We start from the raw sequence: 16,208 nt of genomic DNA, 5'->3' as shown, positions 1-16,208 counted from the left end.
CGCGGCCGCCGCGGCCCTGTGGCGGCGCGGACTCCGCGCGGGCGCCGGCGACGGCCTCATCCACTCGGCGACGCTCGCAGCGCCGCTCGTGCGGCACGACCGCGTCCACGACCACGACCAGACGGTCGTGACCCTGTGGGACGTCCGTCCGTGGGATCACCCCGACGAGGTGTCGCGGACGGATGCCGCCTGGGCCCGCGCCATGCTGCGCCGGGCCGTCCGGCACGCTGACGCCGTCGTGGTGCCGACGCACGAGCTCGCCCACCGGGTCGCCGAGCTGGCGCCCCTCGGGGACCGGATCCGGGTGATCGCCGGGGCTCCCGAGGGCGCCCTCCGCGTCCCCAGTGACGAGATCGGGCGTCGGCGCGACCTCGGCCTGCCCGAGGGGTACGTCCTGCTGTCGGGCTCGTCGGCGGCATCCGACCGTCTGCGCACCGGTTTCGAGGCCGTCGCGACCTCCGGACGGGACACGGCCGTCGTCGTGATCGACGCGCCCGACGGTCAGGAACCCGCGATCGCCGAGCTCGCCGCCGCGGCGGGCCTGCCCGAGCGACGGGTGCACGTGCGCGGTCACCTCGAGGCGCCCGATCGCGCCGCGGTCCTCGCCGGCGCCGTGGCCCTCCTCGCGCCGTCGGACAGCACCGCCTTCCCCTGGCGGACGCTGGATGCGCTCCGGCTGGGGGTGCCCATCGTGGCCGCCGACAGCGCGACGCACCGCGAACTCCTGCTGGACGGAGCGACCTTCGCGCCGGGCGACGCCGGATCGCTGGGGGACGAGCTCGCCGCGACGCTGGCGTCGACCTCCGCGGTCGAACGACTCGCCGTCCTGTCCGCCGATCGTGGGCGGGCGTTCAGTTGGGCGGGCGCGGCGGAGCGCGTCTGGCAGCTCCACGCCGAACTCTGAGGTCGTCCGAACGCCGGGCCTCGGCGTGTCGCACAACTGATATCCAGCCTCGACTGGTAACAGGACGTGACTTCAGTAACACTGTTCACATGCGCCTCTCAGTTTCCGTGCCCCGTCGACCCCTGCGGAGCCTCGCGATCCTGTTGGCGACCGTGCTGTCGTTGAGTGTCCTGATGGCCGTCGCGCCTGCGTCGACGGCGACCGCGGCGGACCCCCGGCTCCCGTCCACGATCGAGGACGGCGGGTTCATCATCAGCGATGCCGAGTACTTCAACGGCGGCTCGATGACTGCGGCTCAGGCGCAGACCTTCCTCGAAGCGCGGGTGCCGTCCTGCAAGGCCACCAGCGGACCGACCTGCCTGCGGAACTTCACCGCCGACATCCCCGCGAAGGCGAAGGATGCCTATTGCGCGGCCATCCCCAAGAAGACCAAGGTGCGCGCCGCCGAGATCATCGTGACCGTCGGGAAGGCCTGCGGCCTCAGCCCCAAGGTCATCCTCGTCATGCTCCAGAAGGAGCAGGGCCTGGTCACCTCCACGAAGCCGAGCGAGTGGAGCTATCGGGCGGCGATGGGCATGAACTGCCCCGACACGGCGCCGTGCAGCGCGGCGTCCGCGGGGTTCTTCAACCAGGTCTATCTCGGCGCGCGGCAGCAGCAGGTGTACGCGAAGAATCCCACGAAGTACGGGTACCGAAAGGGCCAGGTGGCCACGGTCAAGTGGCACCCGAACAGCGCCTGCGGGACGTCGAAGGTCCTCATCAAGAACCAGGCGACCGCCAACCTGTACATCTACACGCCGTACCGTCCGAACATGGCGGCGCTGGCGGCCGGTTACGCGACCGGCGACGGGTGCTCGAGCTACGGCAACCGCAACTTCTACAACTATTACGTGCAGTGGTTCGCCCCGGAGGTGAACCGCTGGGGGTCCGGGGCGGCTGCCCGGGTGGACGTGTGCACGGCGCCGAAGGCCGCTGACATCGTCCCGGCGTCTTCCGTGGCGACCGTCACGGCCGCCACGACGGCGCGCAAGGCTCCCAGCACGCTGTGTGCGGCGGGCTCGAGCAGCGTGGCGAAGTCCGCGAAGGTGACGGTGACCGGCACGTACGGGTCGTGGGCGCGGGCGACGGTCGGCTCGACGTCGATGTGGATCGCGAAGTCGGCGCTCTCGATCGCGAGCGGCACGCCGGCCGGCAACCCGTGCGCCGTGCCCGCCGAGTCGAGCATCACGAAGGCCGGCGGCACGATCACCGTCGTCTCGGAGAACCTGCGAGCCCGCAAGGCTCCCTCGCTCGACTGCGCGACCGGCTTCCGCTGGATCACGGCCGGGCAGAAGTACGAGCGCACCGGGATCTACGGCGTGTGGTGGCGCATCCAGGTGGCGGGTTCGACGTACTGGTCGCACAGCGACTTCATGACGGTCGAGGAGAAGCCGCCGGCCAAGACGATGTACCTCGCGACGACGACGAACATGACGCCGTCGGTGTCGTCGGCGACGATCCAGGCGACGCTGCGCAAGGGCTCGACGGTCACGACCCTGGCGGTGTCCGGTGACCGGACCCAGATCACCGTGGGCGGCATGACGGGGTGGGTGTTCTCGTCGAAGCTGTCGACGAAGAACCCCGGTGCCGTCGGCGGTCAGGACCGGCAGGTCATCGCCTCGACGCCGCTGCGGGCGACGGCATCCGCGTCGGGCAAGGTCCTCTCGACCCTGAAGGCGGGTACGAAGGTCACCGTGCACGACACCTTCGGGATCTGGCGCGCGGTCACGGCCGGATCGACGAAGGGGTGGATGCGGGACTCCGAGCTGCAGGCCGTGACGAAGACGATGTACCTCTCGGCGCCCGACAACGTGGCGCCGTCGGCGACCTCGAAAACCATCCAGGCGACGCTGCGCAAGGGCACGGCGGTCGTCGCCTCGTCGGTGTCCGGCACCCGCACGCAGATCGTCGTCGACGGGACGACCGGCTGGGTCACCACGGCGAAGCTCGTCGCGACCAACCCCGGCGGAGTGGCGGGGCAGGATCGTCAGAGCATCGCCGCCACGCCCCTGCGGGCGACGGCATCCGCTTCGGGCAAGGTCCTCTCGACGCTGAAGGCCGGCACGAAGGTCACCGTCTACGACGGCTACGGGGCCTGGCGGGCGGTGACTGCGGGGTCGACGAAGGGGTGGATGCGGGACTCCGAGCTGCAGGCGATCTCGACCGCGAAGACGATGTATCTGGCGACGACGACGAACATGACGCCGTCGGTGTCGTCGGCGACGATTCAGGCGACGCTCCGCAAGGGCACGACGGTGAAGGCGCTCTCGGTCTCGGGGGACCGGACGCAGATCACGGTCGACGGGATGACCGGATGGGTGTTCACGTCGAAGCTGTCGACGAAGAACCCCGGTGCGATCTCCGGCCAGGACCGGCAGGTCATCGCGTCCACGCCGCTGCGCGCGACGGCATCCGCTTCGGGCAAGGTCCTCTCGACCCTGAAGGCCGGCACGAAGCTCACCGTGCACGACACGTTCGGGATCTGGCGCGCCGTCACCGCGGGGTCGACGAAGGGCTGGATGCGGGACTCCGAGCTGAAGGCGGTCTCGGCGGCGAAGACGATGTATCTGGCGACGACGACGAACATGACGCCGTCGGTGTCGTCGAAGGCGATTCAGGCGACGCTCCGCAAGGGCACGACGGTGAAGGCGCTCTCGGTCTCGGGGGACCGGACGCAGATCACGGTCGACGGGATGACCGGATGGGTGTTCACGTCGAAGCTGTCGACGAAGAACCCCGGTGCCATCGGCGGTCAGAACCGGCAGGTCATCGCGTCCACGCCGCTGCGGGCGACGGCATCCGCCTCGGGCAAGGTCCTCTCGACCCTGAAGGCGGGCACGAAGGTCACCGTGCACGACACCTTCGGGATCTGGCGCGCGGTCACGGCCGGATCGACGAAGGGGTGGATGCGGGACTCCGAGCTCAAGAAGCTGACGGCTGCGCCCGCGACCAGCGTGAAGACGACTACGTCGGCGCTCAACCTGCGGCAGACTCCGTCGACGTCGGGCAAGATCCTCGTCGTGATCCCGAAGGGGACCAAGGTCACCATCACCGCATCCTCGGGTATCTGGCGGAAGACGTCGTTCCAGGGCAAGACCGGCTGGGTGAGCAGCGACTTCCTGCGCTGACGCGACACGACCCCGCCGGAGGTCGTTCAGGAACCGTCGGATAGGATGATCGACGGCCTGAACGGCACCCGCCTTCGCAAGGAAACCCGTGACACAGATCGATTACAGCGCCTTCGACACGCCTGGACGTGGACGCGGCATCCTCGACGTCTTCGAGTACCGCTACCTTCTCCGGCTGCTGATCGGCAAGAGCACCGCCCTGCGATACCGCAACTCCGTGCTCGGCTGGTTCTGGTCCTACGTCCGTCCGACCATCCAGTTCCTCGTCTACTTCCTCGTCGTCGGAGAGATCCTCGGGCTCCACCGGAACGTCCCGGCCTTCCCGCTGTACCTGTTCAGCGGTCTGGTCCTCGTCAACCTGTTCAACGAAACCCTCGGTGCAGCGACGCAGTCGATCGTCAAGAACGGTGCGCTCGTGCGCAAGATCTATCTGCCGAGGGAGCTCTTCCCGCTGGCCGCGATCATCGGGGCCTTCACCCACTTCCTCCCGCAACTGGCGGTCCTCGTCCTCGTCAGCGTGCTTTTCGGCTGGCTGCCGAGCTTCGCCTCGCTCGGACTGGTCCTTCTCGGCATGGTGCTGGTGCTGCTGTTCGTGACCGGACTGGGTCTCTTCTTCGCCGCCCTGAACGTACGCTTCCGCGACGCCAGCAACACGGTCGACATCATCCGCACGATCGCGACGTGGTCGGTCCCCGTCCTCTACACCTGGGCGATGGTCTACGAGCGCACCGAAGGATTCCGGTGGCTGTTCCACGTCTGGATCTCGAACCCCCTCGCGGTGGCCGTCGAGATGTTCCACCACGCGTTCTGGGGCGCGCTGCCCGTGGTGAACGAGGCCTCGCCCGCGCCCGCCAACCTCGGCTGGCCGCCGGAGTTCGGGTGGCACGTCGCGGCATCCGTCGGCGTCATACTCGTCACCCTGGTCCTCGGCCAGCTCGTCTTCCGCCGCGCCGAGCGCACCTTCGCCCAGGATCTGTGATGTCCCCTACCGCCACCGAAGCCCAGCCCCGCATCATCGTCGAGCACGTCTCGAAGTGGTTCAACAAGCGCTCCGCCCGCTCCCTGAAGGACGCCTTCATCAGCGTCATCAAGCGGCAGTCCACGCGCTCGCGCCAGTTCCAGGCGCTCGATGACATCTCATTCCAGATCGCCGAGGGCGAGTCCGTCGCCATCATGGGGCTGAACGGTTCGGGCAAGTCGACGACGCTCAAGCTCGTCTCCGGCGTCCTCGAGCCCGACGAAGGCCGTGTCTTCACGCGCGGTCGTGTCGCCGGTCTCATCGAGGTCGGTGCCGGCTTCCACCCCGACCTCACTGGCCGCGAGAACGTCTTCCTCAACGCCGCCATCCTCGGGATGACCGAGAAGGAGACGAAAGCCCGTTACGACGAGATCGTCGAGTTCAGCGGCATCGGCGACTTCATCGATCAGGAGGTCAAGCACTACTCCTCGGGCATGTTCATGCGTCTCGCGTTCAGCGTCGCGATCCATGTCGAACTCGACGTGCTGCTCGTCGACGAGGTCCTCTCGGTGGGTGACGCACCCTTCCGCGCGAAGTGCGACGCAAAGCTGCGCGAGCTCGCCGACAAGGGTGTGACGATGATGATCGTCAGTCACAGCAAGAACATCGTGAAGAGCCTGTGCTCGCGGGGCGTCGTCATCCGCAAGGGCAAGGTCGTCTTCGACGGACCGATCGACGATGCCCTCGAGGTGCTCGAGAAGGGCTGAGCTTTCCGCTGGCCCGCGCGCTCAGCCGAGGTGGTCGCGCAGCGACTCCCGCCAGTCGCGAGGGGAGTACCCCGTCGCCTCGATCTTGCCGAGGTCGAGCACCGACCATCGCGGGCGCGGCGCGACGGGGCCGGTGGCGTTCGCGAAGTACTGCTCGGTGCTGACTCCCGAGACCGCCGTGCGGTCGTGGCCGGTGAGCTCGTAGACCTCGGCGGCGATGTCCGCCCATGACGCGGGAGCGCCTCCGCCGGTGAGGTTGTAGGTCCCGTAGGGCGCGGCGCCGGTGAGCAGGTGACGGATGCCGCCGGCGATGTCGTCCGTGAACGTGAGCCGACCGATCTGGTCGTCGACGACCGAGGGGGCGATGCCGCGCTCGGCCAGGGAGGCCATCGTGCCGACGAAGTTCTTGCCCTCGCCGATCACCCAGGACGTGCGGACGATGTAGTGGCGCGGGACGGTCGCGACGATCGCGTCGGCGGCGGCCTTCGTCTGCCCGTAGACACCGAGGGGAGCGACCGGCTCGTCCTCGGTGTACGGCGTCGTGGCCGTTCCGTCGAAGACGTAGTCGCTCGAGACGTGGACGAGGGTGATGCCGTTCTCGGCCGCGATCCGCGCCAGCTGGGCGACCGCGGTGACGTTCCCCGCCCACGCGCCGGCGCGGTCGGTCTCGGCGGCATCGACGGCCGTGTAGGCCGCGGCGTTCACGATCGTGCCGTAGTCGCGCCAGCGGCGTGCGTCGTGCAGATCGCCGGTGAGGTCGAGCTCCTGCCGGCCGGCGAACTCGACGCTCTCGTCCTCGCCGTGGGCGGCGCGCAGGGCGCGTCCGAGCTGTCCGTTCGCCCCCACCACCAGGGTCTTCTTCGGCGGGATCGGCACGACATCGGCCAACCGCGGGTGGGCCAGGTCCTTCGTCGAGATCTCGACGTCGGCCAGCGGGATCGGCCAGTCGATCGCCGCCGTCTCATCGGCCAGGTTCAGGAAGGAGTACGACGCGTCGGGGGACCAGTGGTCGTTGACGAGGTACGTGTAGGCGGTGTCGGGCTCGAGCGTCTGGTAGGAGTTTCCGACACCGCGCGGCACGAAGATCGCGCGCGACGGGTCGAGCTCGGCCGTGAAGACCGTGCCGAACGTCGGGCCTTCGCGCAGGTCCACCCACGCACCGAAGATCCGGCCCGTCGCGACAGAGACCCACTTGTCCCAGGGTTCGGCGTGGATGCCGCGCGTCGTCCCGACCGCGTCGTTGAACGAGATGTTGTTCTGCACGGGACCGAAGTCCGCGAGCCCCGCCGCGGTCATCTTCTCCCGCTGCCAGTTCTCCTTGAACCAGCCGCGGCTGTCCCCGTGGACGGGGAGGTCCCAGACGACGAGACCGGGGATCCCGGTCTCGGTGGCCGACAGCGCTTTGCCGAAATCCGTCACTCTCACTGGCCCTTCGAGGCGTAGAAGGCTTCGACGCCGTCCTTGGCGGGGGCCCACCAGGCTTCGTTGCGGCGGTACCAGTCGATGGTGGCGGCGAGGCCGGCTTCGAAGTCCTGGTAGCTCGGGGTCCAGCCGAGTTCGGTGCGGAGTTTGGTGGAGTCGATCGCGTAGCGCAGGTCGTGCCCGGCGCGATCGGTGACGTGGTCGTAGGCGTCGGGGGACTGGCCCATGAGCTCGAGGATGAGTTCGACGACGGTCTTGTTGTCCTTCTCCCCGTCGGCGCCGATGAGGTAGGTCTCGCCGATCTCGCCCTTGTCGAGGATGGTGAGGACGGCCGAGGAGTGGTCGTCGGCGTGGATCCAGTCGCGGACGTTCTCTCCCTTGCCGTACAGCTTGGGACGGATGCCGCGGATCACGTTGGTGATCTGGCGGGGGATGAACTTCTCCACGTGCTGGTAGGGGCCGTAGTTGTTGGAGCAGTTGCTGATCGTGGCGCGCACCCCGAACGAGCGGACCCAGGCGCGCACGAGCAGGTCGCTGCCGGCCTTGGTCGACGAGTACGGCGAGGACGGGTTGTAGGGGGTGTGCTCGGTGAACCGGGCGGGGTCGTCGAGTTCCAGGTCGCCGTACACCTCGTCGGTGGAGATGTGGTGCAGCCGGGTGTCGTGGCGGCGTGCCGCCTCGAGCAGCGTGTACGTGCCGATGATGTTCGTGTCCAGGAACGGACGCGGGTCGTGCAGCGAGTTGTCGTTGTGGGACTCCGCCGCGTAGTGGACGACGGCATCCGCCTTCTGGAACAGGGTGTCGACCAGTTCCGCATCGGCGATGTCCCCGACGACCAGGTCGACCCGGTCCTCGGGGAGACCGGCGAGGGATGCCTCATTGCCGGCGTAGGTGAGCTTGTCGAGCACCGTCACGGTGTGGTCGGTGTGCCCGATCACGTGGTGGACGAAGTTCGATCCGATGAAACCGGCGCCGCCGGTCACGAGAAGATGTGGCATGGTCACAGGCCCCTGTTCAGGATGTCGAGAAGGTACGTGCCGTACCCGGATTTGACGAGCTTCTCGGCCCGTTCACGGAGCTGATCGTCGGTGAGGAACCCCTGCCGCCACGCGACCTCCTCGGGCACCCCGATCTTCAACCCGGTGCGGCGTTCGATGGTGCGGACGTACTCACCGGCATCCAGCATCTGATCGAACGTGCCCGTGTCCAGCCACGCCGTCCCGCGCGGCAGCACCTGCACCTGCAGGGAGCCGGCCGACAGGTACGCCTTGTTCACGTCCGTGATCTCGTACTCCCCGCGCGGGGAGGGTTTCAGGTCGCGGGCGATCTGGACGACGTCGTTGTCGTAGAAGTACAGACCCGGCACCGCGTAGTTGCTCTTGGGCTGCGCAGGCTTCTCCTCGAGGGAGATCGCGCGGCCGTCGGCGTCGAACTCCACGACGCCGTATGCCTCGGGCTCCCCGACGTAGTACGCGAACACCGCGCCGCCGTCGACATCCCGGAACCGTGCCAGCTGCGACCCCAGACCCGGCCCGTACAGCAGGTTGTCACCCAGGACCAGGGCGACCTTGTCGTCGCCGATGTGGTCCGCCCCGATCGTGAACGCCTGCGCGAGACCATCGGGCGACGGCTGCTGCGCGAACGACAACGACACCCCGAACTGCGACCCATCACCCAGCAACCGCTGGAAGTGCTCCGCATCATGCGGGGTCGTGATGATGAGGATGTCGCGGATGCCGGCGAGCATCAACGTCGACAACGGGTAGTAGATCATCGGCTTGTCGTACACCGGGATCAACTGCTTCGACACACCGAGCGTGATCGGGTGCAACCGCGTCCCCGAACCCCCCGCGAGAATGATGCCCTTCATGGCTCCCATCGTTCCACAAGCGGTGTCGTGCGCCCGACGCCGAAATCCTGCGAGCCGTGGGACCGCGCCCGTAACATGGCCTGGTGATCAAGGTCTCGGTCGTCGTGCCCACCTACCAGACACCTCCCGAGGGACTGACCCGGCTCGTCGGGTCGCTCGATCGGCAGACCCTGCCGACGTCGGAGTTCGAAGTGATCTTCGTCGACGACGGCTCGCCGGACGACACCCTGCAACGGCTCCGCGGACTCCAGTCCACGCACCGCAACGTGCGGGTCGAGGCGATCGAAAATTCCGGATGGCCGTCGAAGCCCCGGAATGTGGGCATCGACCTCGCTCGGGGCGAGTACGTCGCTTTCATGGACCACGACGACGAGCTCTACCCGGATGCGCTCCGAGCGGCGTACGAGTTCGCCGCAGCCCATCGCGCAGACGTCGTCAGCGGCAAGGAGTCGCGAACCACCGATCCCGGGTGGGCGCTCGGAAGTTACGACGTGGATCGCCCCCAGGCGAAGGGGCGCGAGGACGTGCACCCGCTCCTCCCGATGAATCCCCACAAGCTCTACCGGAAGGCGTTCCTCGACCAGCACGGAATCCGTTTCCCCGAGGGGAGGCGGGTGCTGTGGGAGGACATCTTCTTCAACCTCCAGGTCGCCCGGGACGCGAAGGTGGTGTCCTCGCTCGCCAGCGTCCCGTACTACCACTGGGTGACGACCGAGGGCAGCGGGTCCACCACGTTCCTGAAGTCCAACGACGACTACTGGGAGTGGCTGCGTCGCGTCTGCTCCGCCACCGTCGAGACGCTGCCCGGCGAAGAGAACCGGATGCAGCGCGAACAGCTCGAGTTGCATCAGTACAACTCGCGCGTGGTCGGCGCTTTCGACCTCAAGTTCACCGAGCGATCCGAGCGCAACAAGAAGTTCATCTTCGAGCACGCGGCTGCCCTGCAGGCCGATTACGGCTACCGGCGTCTGGACAGTCGGCTCGCCGTATCGCGTCGGTTGCGCGCTGAGCTGCTCCATGCGGGTCGTCAGGATCTAATCGAGACGGTGTGCGCGCTGGATGCCGCTGTGCCCGGATGGGGGAGTGCCGACGCGGTGCAGTGGCGCGATGGCGTCCTCCACGTCGAGGGGGTCGTCGAGTGGGCCGATTCCTCGGGCCGTCGCCCCGCTCTGCGGCGCATGGGCAGCCGGATCGTCAAGGATCTTCCCCAGGAGGTCCTCGATGCGGTCTCCAGCGACGCGATCGACGTGACCCGGGAGATCGACGCGATCGAGCTCACGGCATTCGGTCACTCGCGACAGTCGCGGGTGGCCTGGGCCCTTGAGACGACCTCGGAGGTGAGCGTCGAGGATCGCCCCGACGGCACGGTCGGGATTGCCGGCCGGATGAGGTTCTCGATCGATCCGCGCCGCGCCGCGTTCGGTCGTCCTCTCGATAGCGGATCCCACTGGGACATCCGCCTGCATACGAGGTTCGGCAGCGCGACGACTGCACGCGCCGTCAAGTCCGCGATCCCCGCGTCCGTCTCGGTCGCCGACGGCCACCTTCACCTCGTCTACCCGAACGACGGCGGAGCCGCCACTCTCATCCCGGACGGCCAACAGGAAGCCGTTCGGCGGCTCAGCCCGACGGCTGCTTCTCTGGAGGGTGGCGATCTCGTGATCAGCCTCGATGGCCGACACGACGGCTCGGGGTCCGTCGACGCATCCGTGGGCGAGTGGAAGGCCGGCGCCGCCGGACCGCGAGCGACGGCGGCGACGCTGACGGTGAAGGACGGGCACGCTCTCCTCCGCATCCCCGGACCGCACCCCGACGTTCGTGAGCTCCGCATCGGAGACCGTGCTCCCGGAGGCGCCACATCGTGGTCCTTCCGGCGGCGGCCCGGCGGTGTCGACATGGCGCGCACGGCGCGTACGGCGCAGAGCGCGCGTCCCACGGCGAAGCCCGCGGCGCCGACCCTCCGCCGCAAGGTCGGCAAGGTGCTGCGCAAACTCGGGCTCCGTTGAGACGGCCCGGCGCTCAGGGCGATCGCGAACCGGTGCCGTAGAATCGGCAAAATGCCTGAACACACACCCCGTGGCGATGGAACGACCGCGACGGCACCCGTCGTCCGCGTGACCGGGAGCGCCGTCATCGACGGCGACATCGCCGAGATCGTCGGGCAGCCGCTCCCGTGGGAGCGGCTCCAGGGTGCCACGGTGCTCGTGACGGGCGCCGCAGGGATGATCCCCTCCTACGCCCTCTACACGCTGCTGGGTCTCAACGACGTTCGGGACGCGGGCATCACCGTGATCGCGCTCGTGCGCGACCTCGACAAGGCACGGGCTCTTCTCGGCTCGGTGACCGACCGGGACGACGTCGTCCTGGTGAAGGGGGACGTCCGCGAAAGGATCGAGCTCGACCGCACGGTGGACCTGGTGATCCACGGCGCCTCTCCCGCACGCCCCGCGTTGCACGCAGCGAATCCCGTCGACTCCATCCGCGCGAACGTCAACGGCGCTTTCGGACTGCTCGACCTCTGCGTCGCCTCGGGGGGAGCGCGCTTCGTGCTGATGTCGTCGGCGGAGGTCTACGGCCAGCGCGCCGACGACGGATCCCTCGTCGGCGAGTCCGATTACGGCGCGGTCGACATCCTGACGCCCCGGGCGTCCTACATCGAAGGCAAGCGTGCGGCCGAGACGATCGCGGTGAGCTACCACGCACAGCACGGTGTCCCGATCACGATCGGCCGTTTCGGTCACATCTACGGACCGGTCATGGCTCTCGACGACGGCCGCGTCCAAGCCGATTTCGCTTCGGACGTCCTCGCGGGGCGCGACATCACGCTCAACAGCGACGGCAGCGCCCGCCGCACCTACACCTACCTCGCGGATGCCGTGTCCGGAATGTTCGCGGCGATCCTCCTGGGGGAGGACACCGCGTACAACATCTCCGATCGCGACGGGTTCATCAGCATCCGGGAGCTCGCCGAGGCGTTCACGCAGGCGCGACCCGAGAAGGGGCTCAGCGTGCGGTTCGCGGAGGGCGTCGACCTCAGCCGCTACAACGCCGTCAAGGGTCAGGGACTCGACGACGCGCGGCTCCGGGGCCTCGGGTGGGCCCCGCACGTCGGTCTGCAGCGGGGGCTCGACCGCACGCTGGCGTGGCACGAGGAGCGCGAAACGGGGTCCGGGTCGTGACGGATGCCGCTGTGCCTCCGGCATCCGTCGTCCCGGTGAGCGAGGCGGAGATCATCCGGCCTCTGCCGCCGTTCGACGTCACCGTCGACGAGCTCAGCTGGGAGAGGGCGAAGCTCACGATCCGCCTGTCGGTCGTCCAGGTGGGGGACTGGACGCCGCTGCCCCCTGAGCGGGGCGAGGTGCCCCCGCCCGCCGTCGACTTCCGACTCATCGACGGCAAGCGGCGCATCCCGGTGCCTTTCACCGCGGTCGGACCCGGCTCGTTCGAACTGCATGTCGACGTCCCGACGTTCCGGGACCGTCAGGCGATCCCCAACGGCACCTGGCGCATCGTGATGTTCGCGCACGGGGAACGGGTCGCGCCGGCGCGTTTCGACGGACGTTCGCTGCTCGAACTCGACGAGGGGTCCCGCGTCTTCCTGTACGACGGCAACCGCGCCGTCACGACCGTCTCGTTCGGCATCGCCGAGAACGCGGTCGACCTGGAACGGCTCGACTTCCTCATGCGGAGCTACCACCTCTTCCGCTCCCGACCGAAGCCGAAGAAGTTCCGTCCGATGAAGCGCCTCAAAGCGTTCTTCCTGGGCGCCCCCGCGAAGCAGCGGTACGCCGGACTCATCTACCAGCTGATCACCCGCACGGTCGGGGTGAAGCCCGGCCGCATCCTCTTCGCGTCCGATCAGCGTCTGCGCATCGAGGGCAACCTCCGTCGCGTCCAGGAGCGGATCGTCGAGCGCGGTCTGCAGGACCGCTTCGACATGAAGTACTCCTTCCGCCTGCCGCGCTCGGGCGGCTGGGGCACGACGCTCCGGATCATCTACCTGCTCGCGACGAGCGAGATCGTGCTTCTCGACGACTACTTCGGCATCCTCAAGAGTCTGCGGATGGACCCGCGCACCAAGGTCATCCAGCTCTGGCATGCCGGCAGCGGATTCAAGTCGGTCGGATACAGCCGCTTCGGCAACCTGGGGTCGCCCAAGCTCTGGCACCCGCACCGGCAGTACACCTTCGCCATCACGGGCTCGGAGCACCTGCGTCACGTCTACGCGGAAGCGTTCGGCATCGAGGAGGCCGCCGTCATCCCGACGGGCCTGCCGCGCGTCGACTGGTTCCTCGACACCACCTTGCGCGACCGGTTCCTTACGACGTTCGCCACCGAGTATCCGCAGATCGCCGGGAAGAAGGTCGTGCTGTTCGCGCCGACGTTCCGCGGACGGTCGATCTACACGGCGTTCTACGACTACAGCCAGATCGACTTCGACGCCCTGTACGAGGTGTGCGGCGACGACACCGTCGTCCTGTTCCGGATGCACCACTTCGTGAAGAACCCGATCGAGATCCCCGAGCAGTACCAGGATCGCTTCTTCGACTTCACGCACTACCCGGACGGGCTCAACCTGCTGCACGCGACGGATGTGCTCATCACCGACTACTCGTCGATCATCTACGAGTTCTCGCTGCTCGATCGCCCGATGCTGTTCTTCGCGCCCGACAAGGTGAACTACGCCGCGACGCGAGGTTTCCACCGCGACTACGACGAGACCGCCCCGGGCCGCGTCGCCGACACCTTCGACGACGTCATCGACGCGCTCCGCACCGGCGAGTTCGAGCAGGAGAAGGTCGCGGAGTTCCGTCGCCTCAACTTCGACCGCGTCGACACCGGGGCCGCCGACCGCGTCATCGACTGGCTGATCCTGGGTAACCCCGACACCGAGAAGATCACCGAGAGCCCGGTGCCGACCGAGCGTTCCGACGCGAACACCACAGAGTCCAGTGAGAAGGACGTCCCAGAAGAGGAGATCGCGTGAACATCGCCATCATTTTCGCCGGCGGGATCGGATCCCGGATGACGTCGGCGACCCTGCCGAAGCAGTTCCTCGAGATCCACGGCACACCGCTGATCGTCCACACGCTGCAGCACTTCCAGGACCACCCCGAGATCGACCGCATCGCCGTGTCCATCCTGCCGGAGTGGCGCGACCGTTTCGCGCGTCTGGTCGCCCGGTACGAGTTGACCAAGGTGAACTGGATCGTCGACGGCGGCGCGACCGGTCAGGAGTCCCGCCACCGCGCGCTGCGGGCCGTCGCCAACGAGGCTCCCGGTGACACCGTCGTCCTCCTGCACGACGGGGTGCGTCCCCTCATCAATGCGGACGTGATCTCGGCGAACATCGAGACCGTCCGCTCGCAGGGGCCTGCCATCACCAGCACGAAGTTCAACGAGACGATCATCTCCTCGGCCGCGGGCGCCGTCGACGAGGTCATCCCGCGCGACCACCTGTACGTCGCGCAGGCGCCGCAGAGCGGCCGTCTCGACACCGTCCTCGGCGTCTACGACCAGGCCGTCGCCGACGGCGAGAACGACTCGATCGACACCTGCAGCCTGCTGCGCCGGTACGGGCACACCCTGTACCGCGTCGACGGTCCGCGTTCGAACATCAAGATCACGACGGCCGAGGACTACTACGTCTGCCGCGCGTTCTTCGACGTCATCGAGCGCAACCAGATCGGCGGCTGAGGCGCGGGCTCAGCCCCCGGCGTTGCGCATCGCGGCGACGTTGACCGTGACGATCTGACCCGTCAGGTCGGATGCCGCCACGTTCAACGTGACGCGCGCGACGTCGGCCGGGTCGAGCAGGCTGTCGACCGGCTCCTCGCCGAAAGCCTGCGTCCGCATCGGGGTACGGGTGCGCTGCGGGTTGATGCAGTTGATGCGCACCCGGGACGCCTCCCACTCCTCGGCGAGGGCCTGCGTGAGATTCACGACACCCGCCTTGGTCGCCGAATAGGCGCTGTAGCCGGCCCGTCCACGGGTGTACGAGCTCGAGGTGAACAGCACGACCTGCCCCGCCGTCTCGGCGAGGTAGGGGTGCGACTCGCGAGCCACGACAGCCGGCGCGATCAGGTTCACCTGGATCGTGTCCTTCAGGTCCCGCTTGCGGCTCTCCACCAGCGGAGCGATGCGCAGCACGCCCGCGGTCACGATGACGACGTCGATCCGACCGCTCCGGGAGTGCGCCTCGGCGAGGGCGGCGCGCACGGCCTTGGCGGAGCGGATGTCGGTACCCGTCGACGACCGGCTGAACTCGTGGACCGTGGCCCCGGCATCCGTCGCCTGCTGGACGATGCTCTCACCGATCCCGTAGCTGCCGCCGAACACGACGACGGACTTCCCCGACAGGTCGGGGACCGTCGTCATGCTCTCGAGCGACAGGCTCGCGGACTGCAGCTGGAAGAGCTTGTCGGCGATGTGGACGTCGATGGGCTCGGTCACCTTCATGTTCTCGGCGGTCCCGTCGACGACGTAGATGGGGACGTCGGGCAGATAGGTGAAGACGACGCCGCAGTCGTCGGTCGCGCGGAAGTGCGGATCGGTCGCGGCGATCTCGTACGCCTTGCGGATCGTGCCGAGGCGGAAGGCCTGCGGCGTCTGTCCGCGACGGAGCAGAGAACGGTCCGGGATGCCGGTGATCAGCCGATCCGCGTCGACCTGGATGATCGTGTCCGCCGAGGGAATGGCGGTGTCGACGGCCTCGTAGGTGTCGAGGGCGCGCACGCAGTCCTCGATGATGCGGTCGTCGATGAAGGGACGGACCGCGTCGTGGAAGAGGACCTTCGTGTCGTCGCCCTCGAGCGCGGCGATGGCCAGCTGGGTGGTGTCGTTGCGGGTCTCGCCGCCGGGGAGGATGCGGCTGAGCTTCGTGAACCGGCCGGTGTCGAGCAGGTGGTCGAGCTCGCCGATCGCGGCCGCGTTCATCATGATGATGATCTCGTCGATGCGGGGGCTGGCCTCGAGCGCCTCGAGCGTGTGCTCGACGATCGCCTTGCCCGCGATCTTGATGAGCTGCTTGGGGATGCCGAGACCCACCCGGACTCCGATGCCACCCGCGAGGACGACGGCGACGGTACGGGCTGTGGTCACGGCGAGGGCTCCTCGTGAG

The 16,208-nt window shown here is 68.1% G+C and carries 12 protein-coding genes; 8 read left to right on the top strand and 4 right to left on the bottom strand.

Annotation, left to right across the window (positions count from 1 at the left end; genetic code table 11):
* The 4 genes from NH287_RS08275 to NH287_RS08260 form a co-directional block, all read left to right on the top strand.
* Nucleotides 1–904, top strand: a 904-nt coding sequence (locus NH287_RS08275; protein ID WP_253035220.1) for a glycosyltransferase, incomplete at its 5' end; no start/stop codon positions are given.
* Nucleotides 905–1,077: 173 nt separating this feature from the next.
* Complete coding sequence (locus NH287_RS08270) at nt 1,078–4,071, top strand: SH3 domain-containing protein (RefSeq protein ID WP_253035219.1); 2,994 nt, start codon at nt 1,078–1,080, stop codon at nt 4,069–4,071.
* An 88-nt stretch (nt 4,072–4,159) separates the two neighbouring features.
* Nucleotides 4,160–5,050 carry an ABC transporter permease gene (locus NH287_RS08265; protein WP_253035218.1) on the top strand — a complete coding sequence of 297 codons (891 nt, stop codon included), beginning with the start codon at nt 4,160–4,162 and terminating at the stop codon, nt 5,048–5,050.
* On the top strand, nt 5,050–5,796 hold the full coding sequence (locus NH287_RS08260) for an ABC transporter ATP-binding protein (protein ID WP_290440443.1): 747 nt from the start codon (nt 5,050–5,052) through the stop codon (nt 5,794–5,796). Before NH287_RS08265 ends, NH287_RS08260 begins: the two co-directional genes overlap by 1 nt.
* A gap of 21 nt (nt 5,797–5,817) precedes the next feature.
* Here NH287_RS08260 and NH287_RS08255 read toward each other — a convergent pair whose 3' ends face one another.
* From NH287_RS08255 to rfbA, 3 genes are read right to left on the bottom strand one after another with little or no spacing between them, the layout of a single operon-like run.
* Entirely contained in the window at nt 5,818–7,221 is a 1,404-nt protein-coding gene (locus tag NH287_RS08255) for a bifunctional dTDP-4-dehydrorhamnose 3,5-epimerase family protein/NAD(P)-dependent oxidoreductase (protein ID WP_253035216.1), read from the bottom strand.
* On the bottom strand, nt 7,218–8,216 hold the full coding sequence (rfbB, locus tag NH287_RS08250; RefSeq protein ID WP_253035215.1) for a dTDP-glucose 4,6-dehydratase: 999 nt from the start codon (nt 8,214–8,216) through the stop codon (nt 7,218–7,220). Before rfbB ends, NH287_RS08255 begins: the two co-directional genes overlap by 4 nt.
* Before the next feature lie 2 nt (nt 8,217–8,218).
* Entirely contained in the window at nt 8,219–9,088 is an 870-nt protein-coding gene (gene rfbA / locus NH287_RS08245) for a glucose-1-phosphate thymidylyltransferase RfbA (protein ID WP_253035214.1), read from the bottom strand.
* A gap of 83 nt (nt 9,089–9,171) precedes the next feature.
* On the opposite strand from rfbA, the gene NH287_RS08240 reads away from it, so the two are divergent.
* Genes NH287_RS08240 through NH287_RS08225 form a run of 4 tightly spaced genes read left to right on the top strand, consistent with a single transcriptional unit; the run spans nt 9,172 to nt 14,785 of the window.
* Nucleotides 9,172–11,094, top strand: coding sequence for a glycosyltransferase (locus NH287_RS08240; protein WP_253035213.1), 1,923 nt, complete (start codon nt 9,172–9,174; stop codon nt 11,092–11,094).
* 51 nt (nt 11,095–11,145) lie between these two features.
* Nucleotides 11,146–12,267: an NAD(P)-dependent oxidoreductase gene (locus NH287_RS08235; protein ID WP_253035212.1), complete on the top strand. Its 1,122-nt coding sequence runs from the start codon at nt 11,146–11,148 to the stop codon at nt 12,265–12,267.
* The gene (locus NH287_RS08230; protein ID WP_253035211.1) at nt 12,264–14,075 is read left to right on the top strand and encodes a CDP-glycerol glycerophosphotransferase family protein; all 1,812 of its coding nucleotides are present in this window, start codon (nt 12,264–12,266) and stop codon (nt 14,073–14,075) included. The genes NH287_RS08235 and NH287_RS08230 overlap by 4 nt, the downstream gene beginning before the upstream one ends.
* Nucleotides 14,072–14,785: an IspD/TarI family cytidylyltransferase gene (locus NH287_RS08225; RefSeq protein WP_253035210.1), complete on the top strand. Its 714-nt coding sequence runs from the start codon at nt 14,072–14,074 to the stop codon at nt 14,783–14,785. Before NH287_RS08230 ends, NH287_RS08225 begins: the two co-directional genes overlap by 4 nt.
* Before the next feature lie 9 nt (nt 14,786–14,794).
* Here the strand turns inward: NH287_RS08225 and NH287_RS15365 are convergent, their stop codons facing one another.
* Entirely contained in the window at nt 14,795–16,189 is a 1,395-nt protein-coding gene (locus NH287_RS15365; RefSeq protein ID WP_253035209.1) for a bifunctional cytidylyltransferase/SDR family oxidoreductase, read from the bottom strand.
* Nucleotides 16,190–16,208 lie beyond the last annotated feature (19 nt).

This window comes from Microbacterium sp. CnD16-F, assembly GCF_024124465.1.
Lineage (GTDB): Bacteria > Actinomycetota > Actinomycetes > Actinomycetales > Microbacteriaceae > Microbacterium > Microbacterium gawkjiense.
Note: the sequence above shows the minus strand (reverse complement) of the source record. Positions and strands in the feature narration are given on the sequence as shown.